Here is a 17,934-nt window from a genome sequence, read left to right as displayed (position 1 = left end):
CTATGGAACCGATTAATAAATTTATTTCTGGAAAGAATCATCCAGCAGCTAAAAAAATTGATCCAGCTCAGATTAGGCAACAAGTTTTAGCTGAACCGGCTGTCAGTCAGTTCATTAACGCTCATCAGGACAAAATAACGGATGAAATGATTGATAAGAGCATGTCTGCTCTTTTTGAATTTTATTTGTTTCAACAAAATAAAAAGGATCCAGTCACGCAAGGCTTTAAACCGAAATTGATTCTAAATACTAATGCGATTGATATTACTTACGTTCCTGAAGACAGTAAGATTGAACATGATCGGGAAGTTAGTGCCAGAAAGAATCTGCGTTTAATTGATCTGCCAACCAGTTTGCATGATGTTAAACTCAGTCAAGTTGAGATAACGCCTGAAAGAAAGCAAGCAATGGCTGATATTGGTCAATTCTTGAGTGCCTACTCTAAGAATATTCATCAAAAAGGTCTATTTTTATCGGGTAGTTTTGGAGTAGGTAAAACTTTCATTCTTGCTGGCTTGGCAAATTCACTTGCAATGATGAATAAGCGTATTGTTTTCATGCATGTGCCTAATTTCATTGCCGGTCTTTCAAGTCATTTTAATGATAATAGCCTGCCGGAAGAGGTACAGCGAATTTCAAGTTGTGATGTACTAATTTTGGATGATATTGGTGCTGAAAATCTCAGTCAGTGGTCTCGTGACGAAGTTTTAGCAGTAATCCTGCAATCCAGGATGGACAATCAATTGCCGACTTTCTTTTCTTCCAATTTCTCGATGAACGATTTGGAAGAACATTTTAAGGAGACTAAAAATGCAATAGATCCAGTTAAAGCTGCAAGACTAATGGAAAGAGTACGGACTTTGGCTAAAGAGGTCGTTGTTTCTGGTCCTAATAGACGGCGCTAAATTAAAAATAAGTTAAAACAAAAAGCACTTAACTAAAAGTGCTTTTTGTGATTTTTATTAAAAAAGTTCTTGCAAAAAAATGTTAGATATGTATAATTATCTTAATTGAATGAACATGATGCAACTCAAGTCAGAGAGAATCACATTATTCTGGAAGTGGTTCAATGTAGATGTACCCCACTCATTCAAACTTAAAAAGTAATTAAAATGGGTGAGTTCCATTATCAACTTAATTTGAGAAGTTAGATTCGTATATCTGACTTAAAATTTGGGTGGAACCACGCTAATAACGTCCCAGTGCAGTGATGCACTGGGGCGTTTTTTTATATTTTCGGAGGTATAGATGAGTTTTTCAGTTATTTTGCCAGATGGATCAAAACGTGATTTTGATCAAGCAATTACAATTAGTGATTTGGCACATGGTATTTCAACATCACTAGGAAAAGCAGCACTTGCTGGTAAAGTGGACGGACAATTACAACCGGTTGATTATCAACTCGCTAGTGATGCTAATGTAGCAATTATTACTGATAAAGATGAAGAAGGCTTGAATGTCTTACGTGATACAGTAGCATTTGTTTTTGAAGCAGTTGCTAAAAAAGCATATCCAGAATTACGTTTTGGTGAACATGCTGCAGGCGAAGATGGCTTTTTTGTTGACACCGATAAGGAAAATCAAATTAAAGTCAATGAATTACCTGAACTTGAAAATGCTGTTAAGAAAGCAGTTAAAGCAGGCGAAAAAATTGAAAGTGTTGTTATGCCTAAGGCTGAATTGGAAGAAATCTTTAAAGATGATCCATTCAAGCTTGAGTTATTAAGTCAAGAAACAGGCGATGAAGTTAAGGTATACAAGTTAGGTGACTTTGTTGATTTTGGCTTTGCCGCACTTTTACCAAATACTGGTAAAATTAAACAATTTAAGCTTTTATCTGTTGCTGGTGCATATTGGAAGGGCAAGTCATCCAATCCAATGCTGCAAAGAATCTCAGGTACAGCATTCTTTAAGAAAGCAGACTTAGATGCAGATATTAAACGCCGTGAAGATATTAAAGAACGTGATCACCGAACAATCGGACGTGATCTTGACTTATTCTTTGTTGATCCTAAAGTTGGTGCTGGCCTACCATACTGGATGCCAAAGGGTGCAACTATTCGCCGTGTTGTTGAACGTTACATTATTGATAAAGAAGTTGCCGATGGCTATCAACACGTATATACCCCAGTTTTGATGAATGTTGATGCATATAAGACTTCTGGACACTGGGCACACTATCGTGATGATATGTTCCCACCAATGGATATGGGTGATGGTGAAATGCTCGAATTACGGCCAATGAACTGTCCTTCACATATTCAAATTTACAAGCACCATATTCGTTCTTACCGTGAATTACCAATCAGAATCGCTGAATTAGGTATGATGCACCGGTATGAAAAATCAGGTGCCTTATCTGGATTGCAACGTGTTCGTGAAATGACTTTGAATGATGGTCACACTTTCGTTGCACTTGAGCAAGTTCAAGAAGAATTTACCAAGATTCTGAGACTAATCATGGAAGTATATAAGGACTTCGATATTACTGATTACTACTTTAGACTTTCATATCGTGATCCAAAGAACACTGAAAAGTACTTTGCAAATGATGAAATGTGGGAAAGAAGTCAATCAATGCTTAAGAAAGCAATGGATGACATGGGACTTGAATATGTTGAAGCCGAAGGTGAAGCAGCCTTTTACGGTCCTAAACTTGATATTCAAACCAAGACTGCTTTAGGTGCGGATGAAACCATGTCAACCATTCAACTTGACTTCATGTTGCCAGAACGCTTCAACTTGTCATACGTTGGCCAAGATGGTGAAGAGCACCGTCCAGTTATGATTCACCGCGGAATTGTTGGAACAATGGAACGTTTCATTGCTTACTTAATTGAAATTTACAAGGGTGCGTTCCCAACTTGGTTAGCACCAGTACAAGTAGAAGTAATTCCAGTTAACCTTGATGCACACTCTGAATATGCGAAAAAGGTACGCGATGAACTTAACAAGCGTGGCTTTAGAGCTGAAGCAGATTTAAGAAATGAAAAATTGGGTTATAAGATTCGCGAGTCTCAAACTCAAAAGATTCCATATACCTTAGTTTTAGGTGATGAAGAAATGTCTTCTAACAGCGTTAACGTTCGTCGTTACGGAACTGAAGAAGAAATTGTAAAGAGTTTTGACGAATTTATTGCAGAAATTGATCAAGATGTTAAGTCATACTCAAGAAAAAAATAGGTAGTTAGAAATTGAAAAAGTATTTATCGATAAATCAAAGATTATAGGGTGACAACATAAACATTTAATTTTTTAATATACTGGAACTTTGCAAGTCGGGTAACAAACGTAGTGTTGACGGGGATGCACTTTTGATTTTTTAAATCAATTGATAAGAAAAGTATGATGTGTTTTTGTTGATCGAACACAAAGGAGCATTTATATGTCAATGATAGAATTCCACGACGTGCAAAAATATTATGGTAAATTTCACGCCTTACACGATATTAATTTAGAAATAGACAAAGGTGAAACGGTCGTTTTAATTGGTCCTTCGGGGTCAGGTAAAAGTACGCTAATTCGGACAGTAAATCGGTTAGAATCGATTCAAGGTGGAAAGCTGATTGTTAATAATCAAGACTTGTCCAATCCTAAAACGGATTCCAATCGTTTACGTCAAGATGTCGGGATGGTTTTCCAACACTTCAATCTTTATGCAAACAAAAATGTACTAGAAAACATTATGTTGGCACCAAGAATAGTTAGTCATATGCCTGAAGAGGAAAACAAAAAGCAGGCGATGGAGCTATTAGACATGGTTGGTCTTGCAGATAAGGCCCAAAACATGCCTGCACAAATTTCTGGTGGACAGAAGCAGCGTGTTGCAATTGCTAGATCCTTGGCAATGAAACCTAAGTTATTGCTGTTTGACGAGCCAACTTCTGCACTTGATCCTGAAATGATTGATGACGTTTTGCAGGTTATAAAAAAGGTAACCTCTGCAAGTGAAATGACATCATTGATTGTTACGCATGAAATGGGTTTTGCTAAAGAAGTAGCTAATCGCGTGATTTTTATGGATCAAGGACATCTTGTTGAAGATGACGAAAGTATAGCCTTCTTTAAGCAACCTAAGACAGTACGTGCACAACAATTTTTGAGTAAAATCATTTCGCACTAAGGAGGTTGGCATGATGAAAAAAATTATCTGGCCAATTGCTCTATTATTCAGTGCATTAATGCTCACTGGTTGCGGGAAAAGCGTAACAGATCAATCCGCTTTAAAAAATGTCCGTTCATCTAACACAATTACATGGGCCGTCGAAGGTGACAAAAAGCTTTTCAGTCTAATTGATATTCGTGATGACCAGGAAAAGGGATTTGATATCGATATGGCTAAAGCCATTACTAGAGAGATTTTGGGACCGAAGGGCCAAGCAAGATTTACTTTAGCAACATCGCAATCAAGAATCCCACTTTTGAAAAACGGTAATGTTGATGCAGTAATTGCAACTTTGACGATTACGCCTGAGAGAGCAAAAATCATTAGTTTTTCTAAGCCATATTTTAGGGCTGGTAAATCATTGCTAGTTAATAAGGACTCTGATGTTAAAAGTGTGCGTGACCTAAATGGTAAAACTGTGATAGGAATCGTCGGTGACAACTCGGTTGAAGTAATTAAAAAAGTTGCACCTAAAGCTAAAGTTGTTGCAATGCAAGATTACGGTCAAGCTGTTTCTGCCCTTAAATCACATCAAGGTGACGCCTTAACTAGTGATAATGGTATTTTGTATGGACTTGCTGCGCAAAGTGCAGGGAGTTTAGAAGTAAGAGGTGGAACTTTTACGAAAGAACCTTATGGTATTGCGGTTAACCAAAATCAGGAACCTTTTCATCGCGCAATTAATCGCGCAGTTGATAAAATCCAACGCAGTGGTGAATATAATCGCTTAATTAAAAAGTGGTTTGGCCAAGTTCCCGGTTTCAACTATAAGGAGATGTATTACAAATGATCAACATATTAAATCACTTTAGTAACGAACTTTTTGTGGGTTTTGGCTGGACACTTTTAGCTAGTTTCCTAACCTTAGTTTTCAGTTTGATTTTCGGTATATTTATTGCTTTATTAGAAGTAATTCCTCATAAAGTTGCTAACAAAATTGGACGTGGTTATGTAGAAATTTTTCGTAATATTCCTTTGTTGATTATTGTGATGTTTTTCTATCTAATAGTTCCAAAGTATATTATTCAATTAAATGGTTTTACAGCAGGTACAATTGGACTGTTCCTTTACACTTCAGCTTTTATTGCTGAAATAATACGTTCAGGCATTCAATCCGTATCTGGTGGCCAAATGGAAGGTGCCAGATCAACTGGCATGACTTATAAGCAAGCAATGCAGTACATCATCTTGCCGCAAGCAATGAAGATTGTCATTCCACCATTAGGTAATCAGTTCGTTAACCTTATTAAGGATTCCTCAATTTTAGCTTTTGTAGCTGGCTTTGATTTAATGTATCAAGCCAATGCAATTGCATCTGTAACTTTTGACACAATGAACAGTTACTTTATCATTGGGGTCCTGTATTTAATCATCACGATGCCGTTAAGTTACTACATGCGGTACCTTGAAAAGAAATTAGCGTAGGGAGGCGACTGAAATGCAAACATGGATAGATGCACTATCTTGGCTCAACTTTGGCTTCTTGCTTAAAGGTTTGGCCGTTACATTATATATTTCATTAGTATCGATTGTTTTAAGTTTTATTTTGGGTTCGGTATTAGGGATAATAAGATATTCAAAAATTAAATATATTTCAGCTGCGGTTGGATTTGTAATTGATCTGGTTCGTAACCTTCCTTTATTGTTAATTATTTTCTTTACTTATTTTGGAATGCCTAAAATTGGCTATCGCCCTAGTGCAATTACTTCGGCAATCATTGCAATGACAATTTTTGAATCAAGCATGCTAGCTGAAATTGTTAGATCTGGTATACAGTCAGTTTCTGAGGGGCAAATGGAAGGGGCAAGATCAACAGGGATGAGTTTTGTCCAAGCATTGTGGTACATCATACTGCCACAAGCATACCGCCATATGATCCCAACGATTATTGGTCAATTTGTATCTTTAATCAAGGACACTTCTCTTGCTACAATTATCGTTGTTCCAGAATTGATGCAACATGCTCAAGTCATCTATGGTCAAAATGCTAATTACATTGTTCCAATGTTTGCGGCATTAACCTTGCTGTATTTTGTTATTTGTTTTACACTTTCAATGGCAGGAAGCTATTTACATAAGCATATGGCTAGTTAACAATTTTGGTTTTTGATAAAAGGTCTTTCCTCAAGACTAAGAACATTTTTAAACAGATTATATTGACTAATTGAATACTAACGCGTATAATCACATTAGTTGAGAACAAGAAGAAGCTCCCGCTTCTCGCCTATGTTAAGTTGACCTCTGGGCTAATCGATATTTTCTGTTGATTAAAGGCGGGTACGTTTTACCCGTCTTTTTCTTGTCCTCAAATTAACACGGAGGTGAAGAATTATACCAAAGAATTTGATATTAAACGATCAAATACGTGCTCGTGAAGTTCGTTTAATTAATGAAGATGGTGAACAAGTTGGTGTTGTAACAAAGACTGAGGCTTTACGCCAAGCCAGTGCTGCAAGTTTAGATTTAGTTCTAATTTCGCCTAATGCCAAGCCACCAGTTGCCCGCATTATGGATTACGGTAAATACCGCTTTGAACAACAAAAGAAGGTTAAGGAGTCTCGCAAGAAATCTAAGACCGTCAGTGTCAAAGAAATCCGTTTGAGCCCAACAATTGAAGGCAATGATTTTAACACTAAATTAAAGCACGCTCAAAAATTCCTCACTAAAGAGGGAGCAAAAGTTCGTGTTTCAATTAGGTTCAGGGGTCGAGCTATTACTCATAAGGAATTAGGTCGCGAAGTATTGGAAAAGATGGCTGAAGCCACTTCGGATATTGCTACTGTAGTAAGCAAACCGAAAATGGAAGGTCGCTCAATGTTCTTAATGCTTGCTCCCAAGAGTGATAAAAAGTAAATTAGTTAATTTGGAGGAATTAGAAAATGCCTAAAATGAAAACCCACCGCGCTTCTGCAAAGCGTTTCAAGAGAACAGGTTCTGGTCAATTAAAACGTCATCACGCTTTTACTGGACACCGTTTCCACGGTAAGACAAAGAAGCAACGTCGTCATTTGAGAAAGGCTGCATTAGTTTCACGCAGCGACTTGAAGCGCATCAAACAGATGCTCTCTCAAATGCGTTAATTAATTGTAAGAGACGATATTTAGGAGGAATTTTAGATGCCAAGAGTTAAGGGTGGAACTGTTACACGTAAACGTCGTAAGAAGGTTATGAAGCTTGCCAAGGGTTACCGTGGCGCAAAGCATATGCAATTTAAGGCTGCAAGTACACAATTATTTGTATCTTACAGATATGCATTCCGTGACCGTAGAAGACGCAAGAGCGACTTTAGAAAATTATGGATTGCCAGAATCAATGCAGCTGCAAGACAGAATGATATTTCATATTCTAAGTTAATGCACGGCTTGAAAGTAGCTGGTGTTGACATTAACCGTAAGATGTTAGCTGATATTGCTTATAACGATTCAAAGACCTTTGCACAATTAGCTGAAACAGCTAAGAAGGCTTTAAATTAATTTAAAAATGGCGCATTGGCGCCATTTTTTTATGTCAAAAATTATCACTTTACTGAGTTTTTTTGATATATTAGATGAGTGAAAACTTAAATAAAGGGGAAGTTGAATGTTATTCAGGCCACGTTATACAATTGATACGATTTATCATTTAGATACTGATGTGCTTCAACAAATGAATGTCAAAGCAGTTTTTTCAGATTTGGATAATACATTACTTGCATGGAATGAATTTGAGACTGCCAAAAAAATGGATGAACTCAATCAACGTTTGGCCAAAGCTGGCATCAAATTGGTTGTAATATCCAATAATAATGCAGAAAGAATCGGTAAGGTTCTGAACCCATATCAAATTGACTTCGTTGCGAAGTCAAGAAAGCCGCTTCCTTTTGCAATAACTAAAAAAAGAGAACAACTTGGTTTGGCAAAAGATCAGGTAATGATGGTTGGCGACCAGTTGATTACTGATATTCAGGCTGGAAATTTGGCCGGTGTAGAGTCAGTTTTGGTGAAACCATTGGTTGAAACGGATAAATGGAATACTCGCATTAATCGCTTCTTAGAAAAAATAATTTTTTTCTTTTTAGCAATTTCGCATAGAGTTACCTTTAAGGAGACATTAGAAAATGGATGATGAGTTAATTTGTATCGGTTGTGGAGCAAAGCTGCAATCAACTGATCCGGAAGAAGCAGGCTTTTTACCAGCTCAACGTTTGAAGAAAGCTATCGAAAATCAAGACGAAGATAATGATACATATTGCCAACGCTGTTTCCGCTTGCGTCATTATAATGAAATTATGCCTGTTAATGCGGATAACGATGACTTTTTAGCACTGCTAAACTCATTGGCAGAAAAAAAGGCGTTAATTGTTAACGTGGTGGATTTATTTGATTTTACTAATTCATTATTATCTTCTCTCAAACGTTTTATCGGCGATAATGACTTCATTTTAGTAGGAAATAAATTTGATTTATTCCCGCTAAATTCTCGCCAAAGCAAAATTAAAGATTGGATGCGTCAAGAGGCTAATCGAGTTGGCCTATTTCCAAAGAAAATCTTTTTGGTTAGTGCCAAAAAACAAAAGAACTTAGAAACTTTAATTTCGTATTTAGATAAAGCTTCTAGAACAGAAGATGTATACTTTGTTGGTATGACTAATGTTGGAAAATCAACTTTGTTAAATGCAATTATTGACCAAATGGGTGACATTAAGAATCTGATTACAACTTCTCGTTTCCCTGGAACTACATTAGATAAAATTGAAATTCCGTTGGAAAATGGACACTTTTTAGTTGACACTCCAGGTATTATGACTGAAAATCAGTTGGCAACGCGATTAAATGCTAGTGAATTAGCAGTTATTTCGCCACAAAAGCCATTAAAACCTATGACATACCAATTAAAGCCAGGTAATACATTATTCTTGGGAGGACTTGGGAGAATAGACTTTATCAAGGGTGATCCGGCTAGCTTTACAGTATATGCGGCGCGTGGATTATACATTCATCGCACCAAGACTGAGAATGCTGATGCTTTTTATGAAAAGCATGTTGGTGAATTGCTGAATCCACCAGAAAAAGAAACAGATCTTCCCGAACTAAAAGGGCAAGAATTCCATACTTCAAGTAAAAGTGACTTGTTATTTGGTGGTATAGGCTTTGTAACTGTGCCGGCAGATTGTTTGGTTAAGATTTATACTCCTGATAAAATTGGTTTAGGTATTAGACGTGCACTAATTTAGAGGCAAAAATGATCGCTATTGCTAAGGATTTAGGAAAAATTCCGTCAGTTGAAATTAAAGAAGAAAAAATAGAGCCTAAGAAGGGTAAACAAATTGGAATTTTAGGTGGAACATTTAATCCAGTACATTCGGCTCATTTAATAGTAGGTGAACAGGTATATAATAAGCTTCACCTCGATGAAGTTTGGTTTATTCCAACTAATATTCCGCCTTTGAAGGATTCCCCAACTGTTTCACCGCAAGATCGTGCTAATATGTTAGAATTAGCAACTCAGGACAATCCTCATTTTCAGGTGAAGTTATTTGAACTCTATCGAGGTGGAGTCTCATATACAGTCGATACATTGCGATATCTACATGAAACTCAACCTGAAAATCATTATTACTTGATTATGGGCAGTGATCAGGTAAATAATTTCAACGAATGGAAAGAACCGACTAAAATTGCGCAAATGGCAACCTTGGTTGGAATTAAACGCGCGGGCTATCCCACTAAAGCAGAATTGCCAATGATCTGGGTCGATGTGCCAAGCTTAGATGTCAGTTCGACCTCAATACGCCAAACTATTGCAATGGGTGGCTCAATCAGGTATCTTGTACCTGACACAGTGAGAAACTATATACAAAAAAAGGAACTATATCATGAGTGATTTATTTTTTAATGAAACGTACTCACCGCTATCTAGCGCTGAAATAGTTGCTAAAGAAAGAAGCAATATGGATCAAAAGCGTTTTACCCACTGTGTAGGAGTGAGTGAGACGGCTCGTAAGCTTGCTAAACTAAATGGTTATGATGAGGATAAAGCAGCACTTGCTGGCTTTATTCACGATTATGCCAAGCAAGTGCCAGTAGAAGAATTTCGACAAGTAATTAAAACCCAGGGATTTGATCAGGATTTGCTTAATTGGGGTCCTGCAATCTGGCATGGAATAGTGGGTACTTATTTTATTGAACGTGATTTAAAAATTACTGATGCGGAAATATTAACCGCTGTTCGACGTCATACAACTGCTGATACAGAAATGACCACCTTAGATAAGATTGTTTATATGGCTGATTATATTGAGCCTGGACGAGATTTTGCGGGTGTTGAACAAGCACGTGATGTCACCTATGCCAACTTAGATGAAGGTGTAGGCTATCAACTTGCACATACACTTGAATATTTAGTTCATAACAGAAGTAAAATTTATCCACGCACTTTAGAAGCATACAATGTGTGGAGTATCAAAAAACAATAAGGAGAAAAATTGACTAGTAAAGAAATCTTAGCTTTTACATTAAAAGCAATCAGTGACCGTCATGGTGAAGATACTGCTGCATATGACATGCAAGGATACAGTATTTTAGCTGATTATTACGTTGTTACCAGTGCAGGTTCTAATAGACAGTTGCACGCAATTGCTAATGCAATTATTGATGAGGCACATAAGGCTGACTTCTATGATTATCGAGTTGAAGGAAGTAGCGAATCAAATTGGCTACTTTTAGATTTAGGTGATGTAGTCGTCAATGTCTTTACTGAAGAAGCCCGGGACTTTTATAATGTTGAAAAACTATGGGCAGACGGTAAAAAATTAGAGTTAGAGGAAGATTAGCTGCTAATGAGTGTTGTTGGGATCATTGCTGAATACAATCCCTTTCATAGTGGACACGAGTTTTTGATGAATCAGGCTCGCTATCTGGCAGGAGACAAAGATCCAATCGTGATTGTTATGTCAGGTAACTATGTTCAAAGGGGCGAAATGGCAATTATGGATAAGTGGTCGCGCGCTAGGGCTGCACTTGAAAGTGGTGCGGATTTAGTATTTGAACTACCATTTTCAACTGCGGTTCAACCAGCAGACCTCTTTTCACTTGGAAGCATCGACCAATTAGTCAAAGTTGGGGTTACTGACTTAGTTTTTGGCGTTGAAGATGCAACCCAAAATTTTGCTTACTTAGGAAGCAAAATTGCAGAAATTCCACAAAGTCATATGGACTTTAATGATTATAGTCAGACATATTCAACACAGTATAATCAGATGGTTGCACGTGAAGTTGGGCATGAAGTTAATGAGCCTAATGCAATTTTGGCGTTGGCCTATGCTGTTGCAAATCACAACCTAGGTACACCTTTAGCACTACATCCAGTTAATCGAATTGGTGCTGGGCATGATGATTTGTTACAAAATAATGGTGTAGTTCAAAGTGCGAGTGCAATTCGCAATATTATTTTGCATAACAAAATAGATTCGGAATTAGAGCAATGGCTGCCCAAAAAAGAAGTTCAAATGCTTGATGCCCAAAGCGAGTATCCAAACTGGAATATATTGTTCCCGTTTTTAAAGTACCGGCTTGAATCTACTAGTGTAGAAGAACTACGTCAAATATATCAAATGAGTGAAGGCCTTGAATATAAAATGAAACAAGAGATTCACTTGGCCCATGACTTTACTGAGTTTTTACGTAGAATCAAATCGAAACGGTATACCTATGCGCGTTTGAGAAGATTATGCTTGTATACTTTACTGAATGTAAGTCAAGACGATATGATTGAAAGCTTTAACCATGAGTCGTTGTTATTACTTGGCTATAGTAAGCTTGGGCGCAATTATTTGAAGCAAATTAGAAAAGATACTTCTGCCAATATTATTTCAAAGGTTGATCAGAACAATGCTAAGCATGGTTCATTGGGCTTACAGGTTCGCGTTGATCGTTTATTTGAACAAATTATGCAGAAGGATCAAAATTTTGGCCGTCGTCCGTTGGAGGTTTAGAATGCTATCAATTAACTTTTCACAAATCAAAAATAGTAATGAAGTTTTGACGAAGATTGATCAGGAAGTTCAAATGAGGCCAGAATTTTTTGACCGGAGCAAAAACTTGGTTGATCAAGTAAAAAAGGTGCAATTAACTGGTTCACTTTTTTACAATGAACCATATGTAACTGGCGATTTTCATGTTAAGGCATCCTTGGTTGTTCCTTCGAGTCGAAGCTTAGAACCTGTTGATTATCAACAGGACTTCCGGTTTACAGAAAACTATACTGATGAAGAAGTGTCGAAAGAAAAAATTGATGAAAGTGAAATTCCAATCGTTAAGGTTGAAGATGATCTAATCGATTTGCAGACTGCAGTCGAAGATAATATTATTCTTAATATTCCAATCACAATTTTGACACCTGAAGAAGAAAAAGAAGATATCTATCCTCAAGGCAATGGCTGGTCTGTTATTTCAAAAAGTGATTATGACCAAGGAAAGAAAAATCAAGTTAATCCCGCATTTGCCAAGCTTAAATCCTTGCTTGAACAGGATGAACATGATAAAAATAATAAGCAAAAATAAAAATAAGTAATGCAAAAACTTTGAGTTATTCTTAACTCAGTTTTTTAATCTTGTTTTAAAACCTCTTTTAAAGTATGCTTATCTTAATTAAAAGGTTTTAACTTGATTTAGCATTTGATAGTTAATATAAAGGATGATAAAAATGGCAAAAATTTTAATTGTTGAAGATGAAAAGAACTTAGCTCGCTTTGTGGAGCTAGAATTAAAACATGAAAAATATGATACTGTTGTTGAGAGCAACGGTCGTAAAGCATTGGATTTGGCTTTGAAAGAAGACTTTGATGCTATTTTACTCGACCTAATGTTGCCTGACTTAAATGGTCTTGAAATTGCTCGTCGTGTTCGTCAAGTTAAGAGTACACCGATAATTATGATGACTGCACGTGATTCTGTAATTGATCGTGTTTCTGGTTTAGATCATGGTGCAGATGATTACATTGTTAAACCTTTTGCCATTGAAGAATTGTTAGCTCGTCTACGTGCCGTTTTACGTCGTGTCAAGATTGAAAAAGATGCGTCAGATGATACAGTTGAAAAGAAGGTAGTTAAGTTTAAGGACTTAACAATTGAAACTGCAAATAGAATTGTTCGTCGCGGGGATGGTAAAGCAGTTGACCTAACCAAACGTGAATACAACCTCTTGATGACTTTAATTAAGAACAAGAACAACGTTGTTAGCCGTGACCAACTACTTTCTAAGATTTGGGGACCAGGTTCAAACATTGAAACTAATGTTGTTGAAGTTTATGTTCGTTACTTGCGTAATAAGATTGACATCCCAGGTCAACAATCATATATCAAGACTGTTCGTGGTACCGGATATATGGTAAGAGATGAAGATGATGAAAAGAAGTAAAGTCAAAGGTAAAAAAGAGACCAAGCACTCATCGTTAATTGTACGCTGGGTCAGTATCGTTGCTTTAACGATCATGGTCTCTTTTATTGTATTCTCAGTTGTTATTTACTCAGTTGTAGGTCAGCAATCATTCGTGCAGCAGAAAAAGACCTCAACTGAAATGGTTGTTAAGCTAAATGAAAGCTTAAATAGAATTCCACATGAATTACAGATTTCTAATGTAGTTCCTGCTCTAACGCCATCAACCAGAAATGTTTTAGAAGGTAATCCGCCTATTACTAATGATGACCATCCTGGAAGTGCATTTAATGATGACCTCCTTTCATCACTAACGAATCCTGATTTGAGTGTTGTTGTTTATAACTTGGAAAAAGAAGACGTTTTTGATAACGGTGGACCAATCCCTAAGTTTAAGCATATTAAGGGTGATTATTCGATGGAGAGCGTCTATGTTAAGGGCCATCAGCGACAAATTATTACCTATCAGAAAGTTAGAGCAGCACATAGTGGCAAACTCACAGGCTACATTGTTGTTGCCAACAAGATGTCCTACTACAATGAGTTGATGCACGATCTACTTAAATGGATGGTACGGATTTCTGCTATTGCGATTGTGGTCTTTATTTTGATTTCGTATATGATTGTGCGCGGCGTTGTTCGGCCAATCAAAGAAATGTCTAAGGTTGCCCGTGAAGTTAATGCAGATCCAAACAGTACTGCTCGAATAAGAAGATTTCACCGAAATGATGAGCTGCAAGAGCTAGCAGTTTCTCTGAATCAAATGCTTGATCGAATGCAGCGCTACATTGACCAGCAAAAAGAATTTGTTGGCGACGTTTCACATGAGTTGCGCACACCAGTTGCGGTAATCGAAGGACATTTGAACTTGTTAGAACGATGGGGCAAAGATGATCCAGAAATTCTGGAGGAATCGATCAATGCTTCATTACAAGAAGCCAACAGAATGCAGCATCTAATTCAAGAAATGCTTGACTTAACCCGTGCGGAACAAATCAATGTGCAGTATCCAAATGCTGTAACAAACGTTGCGGATGTTTTGAAGCGTGTCGCTGGAGATATGGCAATGGTCCATCAGGACTTTTCAATCGGTTTGGAAATGGATGATTTACCTCAGGATACTGAAATTCAAATCTACCAGGGGCACTTGGAGCAGCTACTTGTAATTTTGGTTGATAATGGAATAAAGTATTCAACTACGCGAAAAGAAATTAATATTTCTGCTGGTCTGGCCCAAAATGACGTACACATTATCGTGCAAGACTTTGGTGAAGGTATCTCTAAAGAAGATCAAAGCAAGATTTTTAACCGTTTCTACCGTGTTGATAAAGCGAGAACACGTGAAAAGGGTGGTAATGGTTTAGGTCTGTCGATTGCACAAAAACTGGTTAACAGCTATCATGGTAAAATTAGTGTTGAATCAGTCGAAGGTCAGGGTAGTCAGTTCATTATTGAGTTCCCAGCCCTCACAAAAAAGCAGGCACAAACTTTGCGTGAACGTGCTCAAAGTCAAAAAGAAGCAGAGTAATAGAGGAATATATGAAACAGCAAAAGAAAAGCTTTTGCTGTTTTGTTTTAGCTAAATTTAGGTAAGTAAAAAGGACTAATTCTATGTACTGGAATTAGTCCTTTAGTAGTTCTAGGTTATTTAGTTAAGATCTTGAGAAATCTTTATTTATGATGTTTTTGTTGTTTACCTTTATTACGGTTGCGCAAGTTTTCGTGCAATTCTTTTTCTTTTTCGGAGACTGCTGAACCTGAAGTTTTTTGATTTAGTAATTCATCAATTTTTTCTTTCGTTACGATAGCTTTAATTGGTTCGTTCTTAAGGTGTTCATCAACGTCTTTTTTAACTTTTGGCATGATGATAAAAGTAACGATTAGTTGCTGAATGACCGAGAAGAAGTTTCCGGCAGCCCAGTAGAGAGCTACTGAACCAGAAACGGATAAAGAAATAAACAAAGTCATGATTGGGTTCATCAACATCATTGATTGCATTTGTTTCTTTTGCTCTTTAGGGACACCGATAATTGACAGGTACCCTTGGATGAAAGCAAACAGTGTTGCAATGATGGTAACCGAAATGGATCGTTCACTAAGTGAGATACCAAAGAAAAACGAGTTTGCCAGTGGTTTGGAATACATTACGGCTTGATAAATTCCAATCATGATTGGAAACTGAATAATCAAAGGCAAGCAGCCCATACCGCCTGTTAAAGAAATGTTGTTTTGCGAATAAAGTTCTCTTTGCCAGCCTGCCAAAGTCATTTGTTGGTCTTGAGTTAAATCTTTACGCTTCATTGCGTCCTGGATTAACAGCATTTGAGGCTGAACTCGCGTCATTTTTTCCTGTTGTGTAGTTGATTTCTTTTGTTGGCTTAGCATTAAAGGCAGAAGAACTATTCTAACAACTAACGTCATTAAAATGATTGCCCAACCTGCGCCATTTGCTCCACCAATCATGTGCGAGAACGACAACATGATATTTTGAAGTGGTTTCCCAATAAAGCGATAGATATTGCCATAGAAAAAGCCTGTAGGGGGCTTAGTAGCAGCATTACCATTTTGGGCACATGCTGTAACAGTTAGCATGACCACAAAAAAAAGAGCAATTAATCCAATATATTTACGAAATTTTTTCATTAAATTCACCAAGTTATTTTTTTAAAAAGTCAATACTTAATATAATACATGAAAACCATGGAGTTTGGCTACATCTGTCAGTTTTTCTTTTTTTATTGTAGAAATACGTGCAGAAGGTGAAACATTACGAGGCAGTTCCTTGATAAATTGATTGACGCAATCAAGGTTAGTCTGTAAAGTAATGGTGACTGTGCTGTCGCTATTATTACATACGTTACCAGCAATATTCATCTGCTTGGCAAGGTTCATAACACTCCAGCGAAAGCCAACACCTTGGACAATACCAGAGGCAGTTAACTGCCACGTTTCAACTGGTGAGTCAGTCGTTTTTTCACTATTGTGGTTGTGATGATTAAATAAGCCCATAATGATTTTCCTTTCTAAAAGCATATCATCTTGATTTTACCATTTTCTTCATCGAATATTACAATTGTCAGGTACTAAATCTAAATAAAAAGAGGACAAATAAATGGAACAAATTACTTCGGTAAATAATCAACTTATTAAAAGTTTAGCTAAACTAAAGCAAAAAAAGTATCGTGAGCAAACCGGTACTTACATGATAGAAGGTTTCCACTTAATAGAAGAGGCACTTAAAGCAAAGCTAAGTTACGTTTATTTACTAGGAACAGAAGATGCTTTGGAACGCGCAGAAGAGGAATTAAATGTAGATTTAAGCGCCAAAAACGTTTTTTTGATAAATACAGCAATTACACGAAATTTAACTAGCACTAAAAATTCACAAAGTATTTTTATGGTTCTTAAGATGACTCAGCCGAAGAACTATTCATTTAACTTTGGTAAGTGGGTATTGCTTGATAATCTTTCTGATCCTGGTAACGTAGGGACAATTATCAGAACTGCTGACGCTGCCGGCTTTGATGGTGTTATTTTGTCACCTGAAAGTGTTGACCTATATAATCCTAAAACACAGCGTGCAATGCAGGGTAGCCAGTTTCACCTTAATTTAATAGTTAAACCACTATCCGAAGTAATTAATGAATTGAAGTTAAATTCTATTCCTGTCTATGCCAGCTTATTAGACAAAAATGCGAAGCAATTACCAGAATTTAAGCATGTTGCTCAATTGGGGTTGGTAATTGGGAATGAAGCACACGGGGTAAGTGAAGAAGTGGCTAATATTTGTGATGAAAAGCTCTATATTCCGATTAAAGGTCAAGCAGAATCACTTAATGCTGCAGTTGCAGCTGGAATTATGATTTATTATTTTGCCTAGGTCTTGTACTTGTTTCTAGTAAGTGTTTTTTTTATAATAAATTCATGACATTGCTTTGCTATAGGAGGAAAGTAGGATGGCTTCAAGTAGTAAAACCAAGGAAGGTACTGACTATATTGGCACAGACAACGAGATGTGCCAGCACTATATAAATGCATTTCAAATAATTGGTAAAAAGTGGAATGGCTTAATAATTAGTTCCCTCTGTGCCGGAAATTACATGCGCTTTAAAGACTTAACACGTTGTGTCAGAGCCTGTTCCGATCGTGTTTTGGTTGAACGTTTAAAAGAACTAGAAAAAGAAGGAATTGTTAAGCGATCAGTTGATAGTGATACTAAAATTATTTCTTATGGTTTAACGAGAAAGGGTGCAGATTTAAAGCCAGCTTTAGACAAAATACATGATTGGGCCGACAAGTGGGTCTAATTTTTAATAATTGCTTGCATGTTTTAACAAAAAGAATTATTCTAATA

General features: G+C 36.9%; 22 protein-coding genes and 1 other annotated feature. Of the genes, 20 read left to right on the top strand and 2 right to left on the bottom strand.

Annotation, left to right across the window (positions count from 1 at the left end; translation table 11 throughout):
- Positions 1 to 2 precede the first annotated feature (2 nt).
- The 18 genes from dnaI to H3R25_RS03740 all read left to right on the top strand — a co-directional run bounded on the left by dnaI (position 3) and on the right by H3R25_RS03740 (position 15,108).
- Complete coding sequence (gene dnaI / locus H3R25_RS03825) at positions 3 to 905, top strand: primosomal protein DnaI (protein ID WP_198194336.1); 903 nt, start codon at positions 3 to 5, stop codon at positions 903 to 905.
- Between the two features lie 343 nt (positions 906 to 1,248).
- The gene (thrS, locus tag H3R25_RS03820) at positions 1,249 to 3,183 is read left to right on the top strand and encodes a threonine--tRNA ligase (RefSeq protein ID WP_198194335.1); all 1,935 of its coding nucleotides are present in this window, start codon (positions 1,249 to 1,251) and stop codon (positions 3,181 to 3,183) included.
- Between the two features lie 202 nt (positions 3,184 to 3,385).
- A complete protein-coding gene (locus tag H3R25_RS03815) occupies positions 3,386 to 4,123 on the top strand; it encodes an amino acid ABC transporter ATP-binding protein (protein WP_046307278.1) in 738 nt (245 codons plus the stop codon).
- Between the two features lie 10 nt (positions 4,124 to 4,133).
- Entirely contained in the window at positions 4,134 to 4,955 is an 822-nt protein-coding gene (locus tag H3R25_RS03810; RefSeq protein WP_228150045.1) for a transporter substrate-binding domain-containing protein, read from the top strand.
- Entirely contained in the window at positions 4,952 to 5,590 is a 639-nt protein-coding gene (locus H3R25_RS03805) for an amino acid ABC transporter permease (RefSeq protein WP_187158074.1), read from the top strand. Before H3R25_RS03810 ends, H3R25_RS03805 begins: the two co-directional genes overlap by 4 nt.
- Positions 5,591 to 5,603: 13 nt before the next feature.
- Entirely contained in the window at positions 5,604 to 6,260 is a 657-nt protein-coding gene (locus H3R25_RS03800) for an amino acid ABC transporter permease (protein ID WP_198194334.1), read from the top strand.
- 101 nt (positions 6,261 to 6,361) lie between these two features.
- Positions 6,362 to 6,472: a sequence feature (ribosomal protein L20 leader region), on the top strand.
- A gap of 37 nt (positions 6,473 to 6,509) precedes the next feature.
- Entirely contained in the window at positions 6,510 to 7,019 is a 510-nt protein-coding gene (gene infC / locus H3R25_RS03795) for a translation initiation factor IF-3 (protein ID WP_046307269.1), read from the top strand.
- A gap of 26 nt (positions 7,020 to 7,045) precedes the next feature.
- Entirely contained in the window at positions 7,046 to 7,246 is a 201-nt protein-coding gene (gene rpmI, locus H3R25_RS03790) for a 50S ribosomal protein L35 (RefSeq protein ID WP_046307267.1), read from the top strand.
- Between the two features lie 36 nt (positions 7,247 to 7,282).
- Positions 7,283 to 7,639 (top strand): 50S ribosomal protein L20, encoded by a 357-nt coding sequence (gene rplT, locus H3R25_RS03785; RefSeq protein WP_046307264.1) that lies wholly within the window; start codon positions 7,283 to 7,285, stop codon positions 7,637 to 7,639.
- Between the two features lie 106 nt (positions 7,640 to 7,745).
- On the top strand, positions 7,746 to 8,270 hold the full coding sequence (locus H3R25_RS03780) for a YqeG family HAD IIIA-type phosphatase (protein WP_046307262.1): 525 nt from the start codon (positions 7,746 to 7,748) through the stop codon (positions 8,268 to 8,270).
- Positions 8,263 to 9,378: a ribosome biogenesis GTPase YqeH gene (gene yqeH, locus H3R25_RS03775; protein ID WP_122035490.1), complete on the top strand. Its 1,116-nt coding sequence runs from the start codon at positions 8,263 to 8,265 to the stop codon at positions 9,376 to 9,378. Before H3R25_RS03780 ends, yqeH begins: the two co-directional genes overlap by 8 nt.
- Before the next feature lie 8 nt (positions 9,379 to 9,386).
- Complete coding sequence (locus H3R25_RS03770) at positions 9,387 to 10,028, top strand: nicotinate-nucleotide adenylyltransferase (RefSeq protein ID WP_187158072.1); 642 nt, start codon at positions 9,387 to 9,389, stop codon at positions 10,026 to 10,028.
- The gene (gene yqeK / locus H3R25_RS03765; RefSeq protein ID WP_198188405.1) at positions 10,021 to 10,620 is read left to right on the top strand and encodes a bis(5'-nucleosyl)-tetraphosphatase (symmetrical) YqeK; all 600 of its coding nucleotides are present in this window, start codon (positions 10,021 to 10,023) and stop codon (positions 10,618 to 10,620) included. Before H3R25_RS03770 ends, yqeK begins: the two co-directional genes overlap by 8 nt.
- Before the next feature lie 9 nt (positions 10,621 to 10,629).
- Positions 10,630 to 10,977, top strand: a complete 348-nt coding sequence (gene rsfS / locus H3R25_RS03760; protein WP_074425066.1) for a ribosome silencing factor — start codon at positions 10,630 to 10,632, stop codon at positions 10,975 to 10,977.
- A gap of 6 nt (positions 10,978 to 10,983) precedes the next feature.
- A complete protein-coding gene (locus tag H3R25_RS03755; protein ID WP_074425068.1) occupies positions 10,984 to 12,138 on the top strand; it encodes a nucleotidyltransferase in 1,155 nt (384 codons plus the stop codon).
- A 1-nt stretch (position 12,139) separates the two neighbouring features.
- Positions 12,140 to 12,706, top strand: a complete 567-nt coding sequence (locus H3R25_RS03750; protein WP_198188407.1) for a DUF177 domain-containing protein — start codon at positions 12,140 to 12,142, stop codon at positions 12,704 to 12,706.
- Between the two features lie 142 nt (positions 12,707 to 12,848).
- Positions 12,849 to 13,562, top strand: a complete 714-nt coding sequence (locus H3R25_RS03745; RefSeq protein ID WP_046307250.1) for a response regulator transcription factor — start codon at positions 12,849 to 12,851, stop codon at positions 13,560 to 13,562.
- Positions 13,540 to 15,108: a HAMP domain-containing histidine kinase gene (locus H3R25_RS03740; protein ID WP_198194333.1), complete on the top strand. Its 1,569-nt coding sequence runs from the start codon at positions 13,540 to 13,542 to the stop codon at positions 15,106 to 15,108. Before H3R25_RS03745 ends, H3R25_RS03740 begins: the two co-directional genes overlap by 23 nt.
- Positions 15,109 to 15,251: 143 nt before the next feature.
- Here the strand turns inward: H3R25_RS03740 and yidC are convergent, their stop codons facing one another.
- Together yidC and H3R25_RS03730 are read right to left on the bottom strand one after the other, a co-directional pair.
- Entirely contained in the window at positions 15,252 to 16,223 is a 972-nt protein-coding gene (gene yidC, locus H3R25_RS03735; RefSeq protein WP_198194332.1) for a membrane protein insertase YidC, read from the bottom strand.
- A 36-nt stretch (positions 16,224 to 16,259) separates the two neighbouring features.
- Entirely contained in the window at positions 16,260 to 16,589 is a 330-nt protein-coding gene (locus H3R25_RS03730) for an acylphosphatase (RefSeq protein WP_046307244.1), read from the bottom strand.
- 103 nt (positions 16,590 to 16,692) lie between these two features.
- Between H3R25_RS03730 and H3R25_RS03725 the strand changes: the two genes are divergently transcribed.
- Together H3R25_RS03725 and H3R25_RS03720 are read left to right on the top strand one after the other, a co-directional pair.
- Positions 16,693 to 17,460 (top strand): RNA methyltransferase, encoded by a 768-nt coding sequence (locus H3R25_RS03725; protein WP_198194331.1) that lies wholly within the window; start codon positions 16,693 to 16,695, stop codon positions 17,458 to 17,460.
- 76 nt (positions 17,461 to 17,536) lie between these two features.
- Positions 17,537 to 17,887: a helix-turn-helix domain-containing protein gene (locus H3R25_RS03720; protein WP_046307240.1), complete on the top strand. Its 351-nt coding sequence runs from the start codon at positions 17,537 to 17,539 to the stop codon at positions 17,885 to 17,887.
- Positions 17,888 to 17,934: the final 47 nt, after the last annotated feature.

The sequence above is a fragment of the Lactobacillus sp. M0390 genome (genome assembly GCF_016102085.1).
GTDB lineage: Bacteria > Bacillota > Bacilli > Lactobacillales > Lactobacillaceae > Lactobacillus > Lactobacillus apis.
The sequence above is the reverse complement of the archived record's forward strand: the minus strand, read 5'-3'. Positions and strand labels throughout refer to the sequence as shown.